The sequence below is a fragment of the Arthrobacter sp. TMP15 genome, from assembly GCF_039529835.1.
Classification (GTDB): Bacteria; Actinomycetota; Actinomycetes; order Actinomycetales; family Micrococcaceae; genus Specibacter.
In genome coordinates this window covers 2,528,741-2,542,377 of record NZ_CP154262.1, presented here as the reverse complement: position 1 = coordinate 2,542,377, position 13,637 = coordinate 2,528,741, and the positions used below count along the sequence as shown (strand labels likewise).

Annotated in this window: 13 protein-coding genes; 12 read left to right on the top strand and 1 reads right to left on the bottom strand. The window is 57.3% G+C overall.

What is annotated here, in order from left to right; genetic code table 11:
* Positions 1-34 precede the first annotated feature (34 nt).
* From AAFM46_RS11350 to AAFM46_RS11335, 4 genes are all read left to right on the top strand, one after another.
* Positions 35-436 carry a GntR family transcriptional regulator gene (locus tag AAFM46_RS11350; RefSeq protein ID WP_343317880.1) on the top strand — a complete coding sequence of 134 codons (402 nt, stop codon included), beginning with the start codon at positions 35-37 and terminating at the stop codon, positions 434-436.
* Positions 433-1,404: an ABC transporter ATP-binding protein gene (locus AAFM46_RS11345; RefSeq protein WP_343317878.1), complete on the top strand. Its 972-nt coding sequence runs from the start codon at positions 433-435 to the stop codon at positions 1,402-1,404. The genes AAFM46_RS11350 and AAFM46_RS11345 overlap by 4 nt, the downstream gene beginning before the upstream one ends.
* The gene (locus AAFM46_RS11340) at positions 1,404-2,093 is read left to right on the top strand and encodes a hypothetical protein (protein ID WP_343317876.1); all 690 of its coding nucleotides are present in this window, start codon (positions 1,404-1,406) and stop codon (positions 2,091-2,093) included. The genes AAFM46_RS11345 and AAFM46_RS11340 overlap by 1 nt, the downstream gene beginning before the upstream one ends.
* A 76-nt stretch (positions 2,094-2,169) precedes the next feature.
* The gene (locus AAFM46_RS11335; protein WP_343317875.1) at positions 2,170-3,168 is read left to right on the top strand and encodes an exonuclease domain-containing protein; all 999 of its coding nucleotides are present in this window, start codon (positions 2,170-2,172) and stop codon (positions 3,166-3,168) included.
* Positions 3,169-3,229: 61 nt separating this feature from the next.
* Here the strand turns inward: AAFM46_RS11335 and AAFM46_RS11330 are convergent, their stop codons facing one another.
* Positions 3,230-4,336, bottom strand: coding sequence for an ADP-ribosylglycohydrolase family protein (locus tag AAFM46_RS11330; RefSeq protein WP_343317874.1), 1,107 nt, complete (start codon positions 4,334-4,336; stop codon positions 3,230-3,232).
* Between the two features lie 88 nt (positions 4,337-4,424).
* Here AAFM46_RS11330 and AAFM46_RS11325 point away from each other — a divergent pair, with 88 nt between their 5' ends.
* The 8 genes from AAFM46_RS11325 to AAFM46_RS11290 all read left to right on the top strand — a co-directional run bounded on the left by AAFM46_RS11325 (position 4,425) and on the right by AAFM46_RS11290 (position 13,496).
* Positions 4,425-4,781 (top strand): DUF202 domain-containing protein, encoded by a 357-nt coding sequence (locus AAFM46_RS11325; protein ID WP_283528130.1) that lies wholly within the window; start codon positions 4,425-4,427, stop codon positions 4,779-4,781.
* A gap of 1 nt (position 4,782) precedes the next feature.
* The gene (locus AAFM46_RS11320; protein WP_283528128.1) at positions 4,783-5,214 is read left to right on the top strand and encodes a DUF202 domain-containing protein; all 432 of its coding nucleotides are present in this window, start codon (positions 4,783-4,785) and stop codon (positions 5,212-5,214) included.
* A gap of 106 nt (positions 5,215-5,320) precedes the next feature.
* Positions 5,321-6,331 (top strand): aquaporin, encoded by a 1,011-nt coding sequence (locus AAFM46_RS11315; RefSeq protein WP_343317871.1) that lies wholly within the window; start codon positions 5,321-5,323, stop codon positions 6,329-6,331.
* Positions 6,332-6,412: 81 nt separating this feature from the next.
* Positions 6,413-6,775 (top strand): SdpI family protein, encoded by a 363-nt coding sequence (locus AAFM46_RS11310; RefSeq protein WP_343317869.1) that lies wholly within the window; start codon positions 6,413-6,415, stop codon positions 6,773-6,775.
* Positions 6,776-6,856: 81 nt separating this feature from the next.
* Positions 6,857-8,035 carry an exonuclease SbcCD subunit D gene (locus AAFM46_RS11305; RefSeq protein ID WP_343317868.1) on the top strand — a complete coding sequence of 393 codons (1,179 nt, stop codon included), beginning with the start codon at positions 6,857-6,859 and terminating at the stop codon, positions 8,033-8,035.
* Positions 8,032-11,124: an AAA family ATPase gene (locus AAFM46_RS11300; protein ID WP_343317867.1), complete on the top strand. Its 3,093-nt coding sequence runs from the start codon at positions 8,032-8,034 to the stop codon at positions 11,122-11,124. Before AAFM46_RS11305 ends, AAFM46_RS11300 begins: the two co-directional genes overlap by 4 nt.
* 174 nt (positions 11,125-11,298) lie before the next feature.
* Positions 11,299-12,546, top strand: coding sequence for an MFS transporter (locus tag AAFM46_RS11295; RefSeq protein ID WP_283528118.1), 1,248 nt, complete (start codon positions 11,299-11,301; stop codon positions 12,544-12,546).
* A 182-nt stretch (positions 12,547-12,728) separates the two neighbouring features.
* Positions 12,729-13,496, top strand: coding sequence for a type 1 glutamine amidotransferase domain-containing protein (locus tag AAFM46_RS11290; RefSeq protein ID WP_343317866.1), 768 nt, complete (start codon positions 12,729-12,731; stop codon positions 13,494-13,496).
* Positions 13,497-13,637 lie beyond the last annotated feature (141 nt).

Sequence of the window (13,637 nt, the reverse complement as noted above, 5' to 3'; positions counted from 1 at the left end):
GTTACTTGATTGACGGTTTGACGGAGGTGTCTTGGTGATAGATGAGAGTAGACCGATCTATGTGCAGATTGCTCAGATGGTTGAAAACGACATTGTGGACGGTCTCGTGGCCGAAGAAGCACAAGTGCCCTCTACCAATGAGTTTGCCGCTTTCCACAGAATCAACCCTGCCACCGCTGCCAAGGGCGTGAACCGGCTTGTTGACGACGGAATTCTCTACAAGAAACGAGGAATCGGCATGTTTGTTGCCACCGGTGCGCGTGCCGTGCTTGTTGAACGGCGCAAGGACGACTTTTACGAACAATTTCTCCGCCCACTAGCTAGGGAAGCCACCAAACTGGGCATCGACTCACAGCAGTTGCAGGCCATGCTGATACGTGAAGCGGAGAGCGCAAGTGGAGAAAAACTAAGCAGTAAGAAAGCAGGCGCGCTATGAGTGATCCCATTGTGAGCGTGAAAGATCTGTGTCGGGAGTACCGCCATGTTAAGGCGCTCGACGGCGTTAGCCTCACCCTGGAGCGGGACAAGATCTACGGTTTGCTTGGCCGTAACGGTGCCGGCAAGACGACTCTCATGTCCATTTTGACCGCTCAAGGCTTTGCTTCCTCTGGTGAGGTTACGGTTTTCGGTGAGCACCCCTACGAAAACGAGAAAGTCCTGAGCCGGATTTGTTTCATCCGCGAATCACAAAAGTATCCGGATGATTTCAAACCGCTTCATGCTTTCAGGGCCGCCGCTCTGTTCTACCGGAACTGGAATAACGAGCTGGCGATGCAGCTTGCAGAAGACTTTGGACTGCCACTGAAGCGGCGCATCAAGAAGCTCTCACGCGGCCAACTTTCGGCAGTGGGCATCATCATTGGCCTGGCATCCAGAGCTGAACTGACATTCTTTGACGAACCCTATTTGGGTCTAGATGCCGTGGCCAGGGCGCTTTTCTACGACCGGTTGCTGGCCGACTACAGCCAGTACCCGCGCACAATTGTGCTCTCATCTCACTTGATCGATGAGGTGGCGAATCTTCTAGAACACGTCATCATTATTGATAAGGGCCGCATTCTTGTCGATGACGATGCCGAGAACATTCGTGGTTCCGCCGTCAATGTTTCCGGGGCCAGTGCCGCAGTTGAATCCTTTGCCGCCGGGCGCGCTGTCATACATAGGGAGTCACTTGGGGGGATCGCCTCTTTGACCATTGATGGTGCGCTCTCGCTGGATGAACGCCGTGAGGCAAAGGAATTAGGCTTGGAATTGGGTGCGGTGTCACTTCAGCAGATTGTGATTGGAAAAACTCTTGAGGCCGGGCGGGTTATGAACGCGCCGCCACAGCACGGGCGTCCGCACGGCGGCCGTGTTCAGGGAGGGCCAGAGACGGACCTCAAGACCGTGACAGGAGCAAAGTGATGAACCGGGCATTGGGAGTTGCCAGGATGCAACTCATTAACAAGTGGACTTTTTTGGGTATTCCAGCGGTCATTATTGGCAGCTCGTTTCTGCTGAGTGTGGTGATCTGGGCGCTGATACCAAACACGGTTGAGGTTAAGTACTCCGGCGCTGGTCAAGCCGTTATGTGGTATTTCTTCGGTCTAGGCATCCAATCGCTGACCTTGTGTTTTCCGTTCTCGCAAGGCCTGAGTGTGAGCCGCCGGAACTTTTTCCTAGGGACGGTGGGACTGTTCACAGCCCTCGCTGCCGTGATTGCAGGCCTGTACGTAGTGCTTGGTTTTGTGGAACAGGCCACGAATGGGTGGGGGCTGCACGGATACATGTTCGCTATCTCGTGGGTCGCAAATCAGCCGTGGGGCATCCAATGGTTCTTTTACTTTGTGATGATGATGTTCTTGTTTCTCCTCGGGTTCTGGGGAGCCACCGTCTACAAGCGCTGGCAGGCAACGGGAACGCTCATTATGTTCCTCTCACTGGCCGTGCTGCTTGTCGGTGCCATCGCATTAATCACCCTCTCTGGTTGGTGGCCAGCAGTGGGGGCATGGACCATTACCCTCACACCGTTGTCCATCGGGGCCATAGCATTCCTTTTTGTGGTGGTGTTGGCAGCGGCAGCATTTACAACGCTCCGGCGCGCCACACCGTAGCGTTTCTCCCGGGCGGTGCGTGTGATGCGGCACTCCCGATGCGTTCCGTGTCAGAGCCGGGGAGTAACCTTGAAAGGTGGCACTGGACTTTACTGCAATTGATTTTGAAACCGCCAACGGATTTAGGGGATCGCCTTGCTCCGTCGGTTTGACGAAGGTTCGTGGTGGGGTGGTGGTTGATGAGGGGTACTGGCTCATGCGGCCCCCGGAAGGTCACGACCACTTCGACTCCCGCAATATCAGCATTCACGGCATCACCCCAGATGCCGTAGCAAGCTCACCTCGCTTCGCCGCGGTGTTCCCAGAAGTACAGCACTTTATTGGTGACGACGCCCTTGTGGCGCACAACGCAGCCTTCGACATCGGCGTTATTCGTTCGGCCGCGGAAGTCTCTGGGATGCCCGCGCCAGCCTTTGATTACGCGTGCACGGTGATTTTGTCGCGGAAAAATTATTCGTTACCGTCCTATTCGCTACCGTTTGTGGCCGAGGCTGCCGGTGTGCCGCTACTGAACCACCACGACGCCGTTGAAGATGCCCGGGCGTGCGCCGGAATCATGGTGGACATTGCTGCCAAACATGACGTGGCTTCGATTCGCGGTGTTTTTGAATCAATGAAACTCGCCATGCCACGCATCGAGGCTTACAACCCGCAAACGGATCAAATCTCGAAGGCGACGCGTTCGGCATTGGCGAAAATAGCTGAGATGAAGGAGGGGCTGGCCAATGGGACCGCCCGTAATGGCCGTTCCAGCTGGTCAACGGAGGGCCCCAACCCAGTGCCGAACCCGGAAGCCGATGTTTCCCACCCGCTGTTTGGGCAGACGTTGGTGTTCACAGGGGACATTGGACTGGGCAGACCCGAAGCGAAAATCAGGGCTGCCGGCTACGGTGCGCAATGCGCAAGCAGCGTGACGCTGAAGACAACTGTGCTTGTGGTGGGTAGCGGTTTTACCGCAACTGATTTGCGCAGCGGCAGACTCACCTCAAAAGCTCAGCGGGTACTTGAGCTCCAGCGCAGAGGTCAAGGCATTGAAGTGCTCTCAGAGGGCGAATTTATACAGATGATCGGCTAGAACGCAAGAAGCGTTCCGCGCAAAGCATCGGTTCATAAGAACAGCTACTAGACAAGTGGACCTAGTGCCCGGTGGTGAGCTTGATGAACTCAGCACCTAGATGACGGATGAGATGAGGGGCCTCACACAACGCCAACCACGAAGGCGGCAAAGCGGCCTCGCCGTAAAACGCCCCCAGGATGTTCCCGGCGATGGAAGCCGTTGAGTCGCTGTCACCGCTGTGATTGGCAGCCAATCGGATGGCGAGCAAGAAATGCTCCACAGGGGAGGGCGCCTTCGCAAAGGTGACTAGGACGCTGTACAAGGCCACAGCCATTGCCTCTTCGCCCACCCAGCCCAGCCCCAGTGCATCGGTGAGGGCATCTCCTGTCAGGATGACGGCGTCGTTCGCGTCATGAGTGGGCAGGGACAGCAGCAGCGCTGTTTCCAAGCGGGAGAGTAGGTGCGGATCTGCACCCGTTTCTGCCACGGCACGAGCCAGAGCGGATTCGGCAGCTGCACGCAGCGAGAGTCCACCTATGACAAGTTGGTGGATAAGCCAGCTAAAAGCCCCAGCTGATTGGCGGGCAGACGGGTGGCCGTGGGTTAGAGAAGCCGCATCGGAGCTGATCTTGTAGATGGTTTCAGCCTCCAAATTAGGCAACAAACCGTAAGGAGCCGAACGCATGACGGTTCCGCAACCCTTCGATTCCGGGTTCACGGGACGGAACGTGGTGCCCATCTCTCCTGTTGCTAGAGCGGTGATGCAAGCATTGCCCGGGTGCCGCTGATGGTGGAGCACACTTTGGCTATCTATCCAGCGTGGTGACTGCGCGGGGGCATGCTCGGCCGTAGCAATGTCTTGGGTTTTCAACCACCGCAGGTAAGCCAGCCACTGGCAGGCATTGATATCAGCGCCCACGCCCTGGTTGGCCCATTCCAAAACATCCAGCAAACCATCAAGCGTGTACAACGTCATCTGGGTGTCATCAGAAAAATGTGCAGCGGAGCGAGCCTGGGAAAGATCAACAAGCAGAGCTGGGCCGTACTTGGCTGCAATCTCCGCCAATGAATCAAATTCAACCAGGTAGCCGAAGGCGTCACCGAGAGCGCCGCCCATGAGTGTGCCCTGAACGCGGGTGGCAAAATCTGTCGGTGGCGTACTGACGGGGCCTGCTGGAATAGTCATGCCTTCTAATTTACCGGCTCACGGAGACATCCATGGGGCCGAGTAGACTTGACTCTGGGCAATCGCCCCGGTTTTGATGAGGAGACCCATGCGCGAACCTGCTTGGCGAAGGACGGGGAAGACCCCCGACTACCGTTTTTCACTAGCCAACGAACGAACATTTTTGGCCTGGGTTCGAACCGCTTTGGCACTTTTGGCTGGTGCTGTGGCTATCGACCAACTGGCACCGGAGATTGCCCCTCCGCTGATCCGCATCATCCTTTGTATGGTTTTGGCAATGATCGGTGCAGTGCTTGCCATCGTCAGCTACCGACGCTGGGCGCACCAAGAACTGGCCATGCGCAAAGGACTTGAACTGCCACATTCCTGGCTGATGCTGGGAATGACAGTGGTGGTGTCCATAGCCGCCATCATTTTTGCCGTGCTGATTTTGATCCGGCCGTAGCGTGAGCGCAGCTTTCCCCGACGGCCCTGCGCCTACTGCTGGCGATCCCGGGTTGCAGCCGGAACGCACGGCCCTGTCGTGGCGCCGGACAGTCATCAGCGCCGTTATTGCCGACGTGTTTATTTGGCGTGGCTGGTTGGGGGCATTAACAGGAGCAAACAATGACTCCCTGTTGGCCAACGAGGCAGAGCTTTTTACTACAGGTCATTCGGCCCAGGTAATTGGACTGGGCGTGTGTACTATGGTCGCGTCGTTGATGACAATGGTCTTGGTCTTGTGCGCAGTCAGCCGTATCCGCAAACTTCACGCCGGTGTTGGTGTGCTTGAGAGCAGCGATCACATCAGAGCTTCGGCACTTATGTTACGCACAGCCTCGGCCGCTATAGTTGCTCTGGCTGCGGCCATAGTGTGTGCATTGGCGTTGGGTGTTTAGCCCCATGGGCCCTCACAGCCTGCTCTGCCCCGAGTGGTGCGGCACATGACGCGCTGCCTGCAATAAAGGTTCTCATCATTTTTCAACCGAAGGATTTTTTCACGCCATGACTACAACTGGAACGGCTGCGGCCCCGGTGCATGCCTACCCGCTCAGTATCCGTGTTGCCATTGAGGGACTCGGCAGCTTTTTCATCGTGTTCGCAGGATTGGGCACGGCGCTGTTTAGTTCTGGAGGCACAGGATCCACCGTTGGGTTCGCCTACGGGTTAGCGATGGTTGCCGCGATCATCTCCTTCGGCCACATTTCCAACGGCTATTTCAACCCGGCGTTTTCACTTGGTATGGCTGTGGCGGGGCGGCTGAAGTTCTCCGCTATGGCTTTGTACGTGGTGGCGCAGACTGTTGGTGGGTTGCTGGCATCAGCGATTTGGTTGGCCCTGATGCAGGTCATGCCGGCCGGGGCCACACCTAAAACCGCCGAGCTTTTCGGCGCCTTGGCCAACGGTTTTGATGCGCATTCCCCCTCTCAGGTGCCCATGATCGGGGTGCTAATTGTGGAAATCGTGGCTGTAGGCGTGCTGACAGCAATGATCCTGGGTGTCACTTCGCCAGGGAATAAGACAACGTTGGGTCCGGTTGCGGTTGGTTTGGCGTTTGCCGTAGCTGTGGGGATCACCATGCCGCTGAGCAATGGTTCGCTGAACCCGGCGCGCGCAACTTCCGTGGTGTTCCTGGCTGATTCCTGGGCATTGGGCCAGTTGTGGCTGTTCTGGCTGGCACCGCTGTTTGGTGCCGCATTGGCCGCCGCCATCTATCGCTCTATTGCTCCCTCGAAGTCGCTGAGAACTGATGTCCTGATGGACGACGCCGATGCCCCCATCGCAGCAACCGGCACCCCGGTGTTTCTGGAAGCACCGGTGACGGAGGAAGCACTGGACAGCTATGAGGCACCGGCGGTTATCCCGACACCGACTAACCTGACAGCGGTTAACCCAACAGCGGTTGGGCCGGACGCCACAACAGCGACAGGTGCCGGCAACAAAAGCGCCCCCGAGACAGGAGATGGAACAGGAAGTAGCGATGCTCAAGCCTTTTTTGACGCACCGAAGAAGTAACCAACTCCTTCTTGCCGGTGATGGTGCGCACGCTGAATTTTCGGTGAAGTGGCTAGATCCGTTTACGGCTACTGTTAAAAGATGCTGATCTTCTCCCTCCTACTTCTTGCCCTGTGTTCACTTGGGATTGCCGGGCTCAACCATGCCTGCGCCTTAGGTAAAATCAAAAGAAATCCATTCGTGGGTATCCGGACGGCCAAGACCATGGTTGATGAAGAAACGTGGCAGGCTGGGCACGGCGCAGCGGTTCAGTCCATGTGGGTCAGTGGGATTGCTGCTGCTGCAATCTCACTGGCAGGGCTGCTCTTTTTAGACTCACCCAATACTCAGATCATCATGGCCCTACTGGCATGCGCTTTGTTGCTCACTGCCGTTATTTACGGTTCCAAGCTGGCGAATATTGCCGCCGTTGAAACAATCACAGTTGAAAAGAAGAGCCGCTAACCCACCCTCAGCACTCTCACCGTGGGCAACTTCCGGGCAGGCCAATCTGGGAATGTCAGCGGCCTCCGATACCGTGGAGGCATGAAGCTACTACACACCTCAGACTGGCATTTGGGCAGGTCGTTCCACGGCATTGGCACACTTGCCGCCCAACGGCGTTTTGCCGACCAGCTTCTGGAAACCGTCATCACGGAAAACGTCGACGTCGTTTTGGTTGCCGGCGACGTCTATGACCGTGCTTTGCCCAGCGTTGACGTAGTGAACTTATTTGATGAGATCCTGGCTAGGCTCAACGCCGCAGGGGTACAAGTGGTTGTTACAAGTGGTAATCACGACTCCGCCAGCAGACTCGGCTTTGGTGGCCGTTTGCTGGAGCGCGCAGGAGTGCATTTGCGCACGCGCCTGAGCGATCTGGCAACACCTGTGCTACTTCCACTTATGGGCAATGACGCCGGCCCAGACAACACCACTCAGGTGGCAATTTACGGGATTCCGTTCCTTGAACCTCGGCTGGTGGCGGAGGAGCTTGACGTTGAAAATGGGACGCACTTTAGCGTCACCGAAGCAGCCGTGAAGCTGATCGCCGCCGATCTGGCCACGCGTGCACCAGGGACGGCCTCAGTTGTGTTGGCACATACATTCGCCAGCGGTGGAGTCTCCTCCGCCAGTGAGCGTGAGTTGTCAGTTGGGGGAGTGGGCGCTGTCCCTCTTGACCTCTTCGAACCGTTCACTTACACGGCACTTGGCCATCTACACGGGCCACAAATACTGAGCGAGTCTGTTCGCTACAGTGGCTCACCACTGCCCTACTCTTTTTCCGAAGCCAGGCATAGAAAGGGTGCATGGCTGTTAGAGATAACAGCCAGTGGACTCGGTGAGGTGCGGAAAGTTCAGTGGGATCCGGAACGCGCCTTGAGTATCCTGTCCGGGAAGATTGATGAGCTACTGAGCAGCGAAGCATTCTCCCAGGACGAAGGGAATTACTGCCAAATCACCCTTACGGACAATGACAGTCCGGAACTGGCTATGGATCGGTTACGGACACGCTTTGAACACACACTGGTTCTGATGTTTGCCCCCGAAACGCCCCGGAACCCCGAGCAGCAAAGCTATGGCGATCGCATTGCCCAGGCCACTGACGAGTTGGAGTTGTGCTGCGGCTTCCTTGATCATGTGCGCCACCGAAGCGCCAGTGATGATGAACAGCAAATTCTGCGGGCTGCGTTGGCCGGCGTGCGGGAACAGGAGAGTGCATTGTGAGGATCCACCGCTTAGAAATTCAAGCCTTTGGTCCCTTTGCAGGCCGTGAAATTGTTGATTTTGACAAGCTGGGCGCCCAAGGACTGTTCCTTCTCAACGGTTCCACCGGAGCCGGCAAAACCAGCGTTCTTGACGCTATCGCCTATGCGCTTTATGGCCGTGTGCCCGGTGCACGGCAAGGAGCCCAGAACCAGTTGCGAAGCCATCATGCAGCCGAGGGCGTTGTCCCCGAAGTTGTGTGTGAGTTTAGCGCTGGTGGTCGGCGCCTGGAGGTGCGCCGCAGCCCCGAATGGATGCGCCCGCTCAAACGCGGCACTGGCACAACGCGAGAGCAGGCAAGCACCCAGTTACGTGAAAAAACTGCCGCAGGATGGGAGGTCAAATCAGCCCGCAATGACGAATCGGCTGCTGAGATTCAAGACCTTCTCGGCATGAACATGGCGCAGTTCACCAAAGTTGTTTTGTTGGCGCAGGGTGACTTTGCCGCTTTTCTGCGTGCCAGCGCGGAGGAACGGCAGGTGTTGCTGCAAAAACTGTTTGGCACCGACGTTTACAAAGACCTAGAGAATCGTTTGGCCACCGATTCAAAGACCGCTCAACTGGCCGTTGCTGCTGGGTTGGGTGAGCTGGCGGCCACCGAGCAGCTTGCCCGCGGCCAAGCGGCGCCGGTTCTGGCCGCCAACGCTGCCCAGGTCGCCGAGAAGAACACAACGTCGAACGAGCCGGAGGCCTCAGGCGGTGTTGAATTTAACGAGCTGCATGGGTCTGAGCTATTTGAGATACTGCGCGTTGGCCTGGCTCTGGGCGTTGACCGTGCCATGAAACGTGCAAAGGAATTCGAGGCTGAGTCCGAATCATTGGTAAACGCCGTGGCGGAAGCAGAAAGTCGTAGCAGCCGTCACAAGGCGTTTGCCACAGCGGTTGCAGAACGCGAAAGACTGGAACATCTGGGACAAACGGCTCTGCAATGGCGCCACCAACAGGAGCAACACCATCAAGCACAGGTCTTGGCAGCAGTGCTGGCTACAGCCAAGAGAACGGGCAGTGAGAGTGAGCGAGCGCAGAGACGAGTAGCTGCTGCAACGGCAATCTTTGACGGAAATGACATTGCAGGTGCCTTGCTGGGTCAACCGGCGCACGCGGCAGAGATCTCCGACTTAGAAAGATACGATCGTGAGCTGAGCACACGGCTTGGAACCGTAGATGGGGCACTACCTGATGAAGCCCGGCTACTACAGAAAACTGCAGATCTTATCAAAGGCGAAAAAGCGCTGGCTGCGGCACTTACACACCAGGACGAGCAAGCTAGCTCTGCCTCCGCCGCCAAAAAACGCTTGAGTCAGGTACTTCAATCTCAGGAGAAGTTGCGCCCGGTGGCCCAAACCATGGAGCATTCGAGCCAAGACGCCGCGCAAGCACAAGTGCTTGTTGTAGCCATTGAAGAGCACCAGCGCCAGAATCACAAGGTATCCGAGCTCGCCGTGGCTGAAGCTAACGCTCGTGAAGTGGCCCTGAGTGCAAAGGAACGCTGGCTGGGGGCATTCAACGACAGGCTCAACCACGTCGCCGGAGAACTGGCTGCCAACCTCGTCGATGGTGAACCATGCCAAGTATGCGGCAGCAAAGTCCACCCTGCTCCCTCACCACTTGCCGGATCCGGCGCTGATCTGGTAAGGGCTGAAAAGGTCGCCAAGAGTGCTTTCGAGGCGGCTGAAGGGCTTGCCGTCACGGCTGGCACACAGCTCGCAGAGGCCAAAAACCGTCTTGTTGTCCTTGCCGAACGTGGAGGTGAGAGTGATCTGCAAGAAACGAAGGACAGAGTGCAGCGGGCCACGCTTGCGCATGGCCAAGCCACCGAGGCAGCGTCGGAACTGGCAGCCTTGAGTTCAGAAGCCGTAGGACTCCAAATCCGCATAGATCAGGCTCAAACGGAAATGCTGGCAGCAACCGGACAGGCTGCATCGTTGGGAGCTGGCACTGCTGCGGTGGGCGAAGAAATAGCGCTTTTGCAAGAACACCTGGCCGTCGTTCGTGACGGATACGAATCGCTGTTGAAACGCCGTACTGCGTTGGTGCAGGCTCAAATTCCAGGACAGGAGCTCCTTGGCGCCGTGCGCAACCGGGCCACAGCCGAGGCTGCCAAGGAGGATGCCGCGGATGCGCTGGAACAAGCGCTCGCAGACTCAGCGTTTGACGACGTCGAAGCGGTCCAGGCAGCGCTGCTCACTCCGGCCGCTGCGGCGGCCCTGGATAAGGACATCAAGGGCCATGCCAGAGCTGTGGCGGTGAACGCTGACAGACTGGCTATGCCTGAGATCATTGCCGCCCAGGTTGAAGTGGACGCTAATATTGGTGCGCCAAGCGGAGAGGTCCTTGCGGAATTGGCCCAGGGGGCACGGCATGCTCAAACGAAGGCACGCGAGGGTGCGCTGGCCCTGGGGCTGGCACTTTCGGCCGCGGAACAGCTCCGGAACACAGCAGCCGCATTCCAGGAACTGGAGAGAGTTGTTGCTCCACTTCGTGAAAAAGCCCGGATGCTGGCTGGGCTTTCAGAGACAGTCCGCGGATTGGGGGATAACAACTTGAAGATGACGCTGACAAGCTACGTTCTGGCTGCACGCTTGGAGCAGGTAGCCGAGGCTGCCTCGACGCGTTTGGCAACCATGAGCGACGCCCGCTACACGTTGCGGCATAGCGATGCGAAATCAGGCAATAAGAAATCCGGACTAGGCCTGGAGGTCGTAGACCAATGGACGGGGATGAGCCGTGACACAGCGACGCTTTCAGGTGGGGAGTCATTCATGGCTTCCTTGGCTCTGGCATTGGGCCTCTCTGATGTGGTCCAGTACGAATCCGGCGGCCTAGATATTGAGACACTCTTCGTCGATGAAGGTTTTGGCAGTCTCGATGAGGACTCCCTTGAGCAAGTGATGGAAGCCCTTGAGTCTCTGCGCGACGGCGGACGGATGGTTGGGCTCGTCAGCCATGTAGAGCAGATGAAGCAGCGGATCCCCCTGCACCTGCACGTGAACAAAGGCCGTCATGGCTCCACCTTAGAGCTGAGAATGGCGGGCGCAGCGGCTCCCTAAAGCGGGCGCAGCGGCTCCCTAAAAGGGTAGACTTGGGCGGTCTGTGGATCAAATGAACCGGTGGTTGATACCGGCAGAGTCCAAGGCAAAAAGATTCGAAAGTAGCTGAGTTCCTCGTCTTCCCCCAACGCTCCCGCGCCCGCTGCCACTGCTGTGAAGGGTGGCCGCTACTCCGTGCTGCCCAGATTGGCCGGAAAAAGTTATATTCCCTTGGGACTCTTTGCCCGTGTTCCTCTAGCGATGCTGACAATCGGTGTGCTGACAATGGTCACCCATGTCAGCGACTCGTACGCGATCGGAGGGTTCGCGGCGGGGTGCATTGGTTTGGGTGCAGCCGCGGGGGCGCCAGTTGTGGGCTACCTGGCAGACCGGCTGGGACAGCGGGGGGTGCTGCTGGTTGCTGCTGTGGTGAATTTCATTTTGGTGACGGCCGTCGTTGTGCTGGCCTATTTGCTCTTGCCTGACAGCGGTGCCCAGCTCACTGACGGCGCAACAGTGGTGGTGCTCCTAACGGCTCTGGCGGCTGGGGGAACCTCGCCCCAGGTGGGCCCACTGTCCCGTGTGCGCTGGATGGCGTTGAGTAAGAAACTCCCTGCGAGTCAGCGCGGACCCATGGTTGACACGGCCTTGTCCCTTGAAGGAACAGCCGATGAAGTGACATTTGTCTTGGGCCCGGCCCTTGTGGGTCTGCTGGCGTCACTTGTGGCGCCTTGGCTGCCGCTTGTTCTCGCTGCTGTCATGACAGTGTCACTTGTAACACTTTTCGCTCTCCACCCAACCGCGGATTACGTCAGTGCACGCCCAGCTGCAAGCAGCACGGTGGGCAATGCAGGCTACGTGAGCGAGGAAAGGCCCAACTGGTTCCTCGTGGCAGTGCCGGTGGCTGCGATGCTGTGCATGGGGACGTTCTTTGGTTCTTCGCAAACAGCGCTGGCAGCTTTTACAGGTGTCTATGGTTCTGTTGACCAGGCCGGGCTGATGTACGCGATCATGGGTGCCAGCTCGGCGCTGACGGCCCTGTCAGTGGCCTATTGGCCAGTGAAGTTCAGCTATGCGTGGCGGTGGGTGCTGGCATCTGGCTTCATGGCAGGCGGGACTGTGTTTTTCTTGGCGCCGGAGTCGTTAGGCCAGATGGCTTGGGTGCTGCTGCTGGTGGGTTTGCCCGTAGGCCCCACCATGGTGACAATCTTCAGCGTTGGCAGTGTTGTAGCCCCGCCGCAGTGGATGGGCACCGTCATGACAGCCTTAGCTAGTGGCATTGTGGCGGGCACGGCATTGGGTTCGGCACTTTCGGGTTCGCTGGCGCAAAGTGTTGGCTACGATGCCGCGTTCCTTGTCCCGATTGCAGCAGCATCAACGTTATTCGTGCTCGGCATTGTAGCTTCAGTGGTATTGCGAAAGCAGCTGACCCGCGCGGAGTAGTTCCCAAGCCTTGGAACCGTTTGTTCGCCATCTTGTGATAGACATCCATCTTTGGCGATGTACGGTGGTGTGGTTCGCTGGTCATCCCACTGAATCTGTGTACACGCTGGGAGTTTCTGACCCGGACTGGTCATGATGTCTGCGATTCGTCTAGGGTGGGAAATGGACGAAAGGAGCACCTCATGAAGAAAATCCTCATGGTACTGACCAGCGTTTCCGAGATCGGTGACACCGGAGAAAAGACCGGCTACAACGTAGGCGAAGCTGCACATCCCTGGAAAGTCTTCAAAGACTCCGGACATTTCGTTGACTTCGCATCCATTAAAGGTGGTCAACCCCCGCACGACGGCGTTGACGTGGAAGACCCCATTCAAGTTGCTTTCACAGAGGACGAGACAACGCGAGCTGGCCTGTACAACACGGCCCGCGTCGATGTCATTGACCCGGAACAATATGACGCCGTCTTCCTCGTGGGTGGCCACGGCACCATGTGGGACTTCCCGGACAGTGAAGGCCTTCAAAAGCTAGTTGCTAGTATCTACAACTCAGGCGGTGTTGTGGGTGCTGTCTGTCATGGGCCTGCTGGCTTAGTGAACGTGGAATTGGCTAATGGCATACACCTTGTCAACGGCCGAAATGTTGCGGCTTTCACCAACGACGAGGAAGTAGCCGCAGGCAAGGACAAAGTCATTCCCTTCTTCTTGGCAGACAGACTCGAAGAACAAGGGGCAACTCATGTTTTCGCGGATGTCTTTGAGGAGAAGGTGGTAGTTGACGAGCGTCTTGTTACCGGCCAAAATCCCGCATCTGCGGCAGGGGTTGCCAAGGAGATGGAGAAGCTCTTGGCTGAAGTCATCCATCAGGAAAAGGCAGAAGAGCAGCATGAAGCAGATGCTTTGCGTGCGGAGAAAGACGCCAAAAAGGCGGCTGCTGCGGCAGAGGAACACTGACTCTGAGCACACACTAGCGCAGTGAAATGACGGCCACTCCACATCCGGGGCGGCCGTCATTTCTCGTTTCTGGCGAAGCCATAATCAAAGACTTCCAGGACTAGTGCAGCCTGTTCAAAGAAGGGTGCCATTGTTGGATTT

What these genes read in the sequence shown, in the direction of transcription:
- AAFM46_RS11315 (WP_343317871.1), top strand. Translation starts at nt 5,321, where the DNA reads ATGACTACAACTGGAACGGCTGCGGCCCCGGTGCATGCCTACCCGCTC.
- AAFM46_RS11305 (WP_343317868.1), top strand. Translation starts at nt 6,857, where the DNA reads ATGAAGCTACTACACACCTCAGACTGGCATTTGGGCAGGTCGTTCCAC.
- AAFM46_RS11290 (WP_343317866.1), top strand. Translation starts at nt 12,729, where the DNA reads ATGAAGAAAATCCTCATGGTACTGACCAGCGTTTCCGAGATCGGTGAC.
- AAFM46_RS11325 (WP_283528130.1), top strand. Translation starts at nt 4,425, where the DNA reads ATGCGCGAACCTGCTTGGCGAAGGACGGGGAAGACCCCCGACTACCGT.
- AAFM46_RS11330 (WP_343317874.1), bottom strand. Translation starts at nt 4,336, where the DNA reads ATGACTATTCCAGCAGGCCCCGTCAGTACGCCACCGACAGATTTTGCC.
- AAFM46_RS11340 (WP_343317876.1), top strand. Translation starts at nt 1,404, where the DNA reads ATGAACCGGGCATTGGGAGTTGCCAGGATGCAACTCATTAACAAGTGG.
- AAFM46_RS11310 (WP_343317869.1), top strand. Translation starts at nt 6,413, where the DNA reads ATGCTGATCTTCTCCCTCCTACTTCTTGCCCTGTGTTCACTTGGGATT.
- AAFM46_RS11345 (WP_343317878.1), top strand. Translation starts at nt 433, where the DNA reads ATGAGTGATCCCATTGTGAGCGTGAAAGATCTGTGTCGGGAGTACCGC.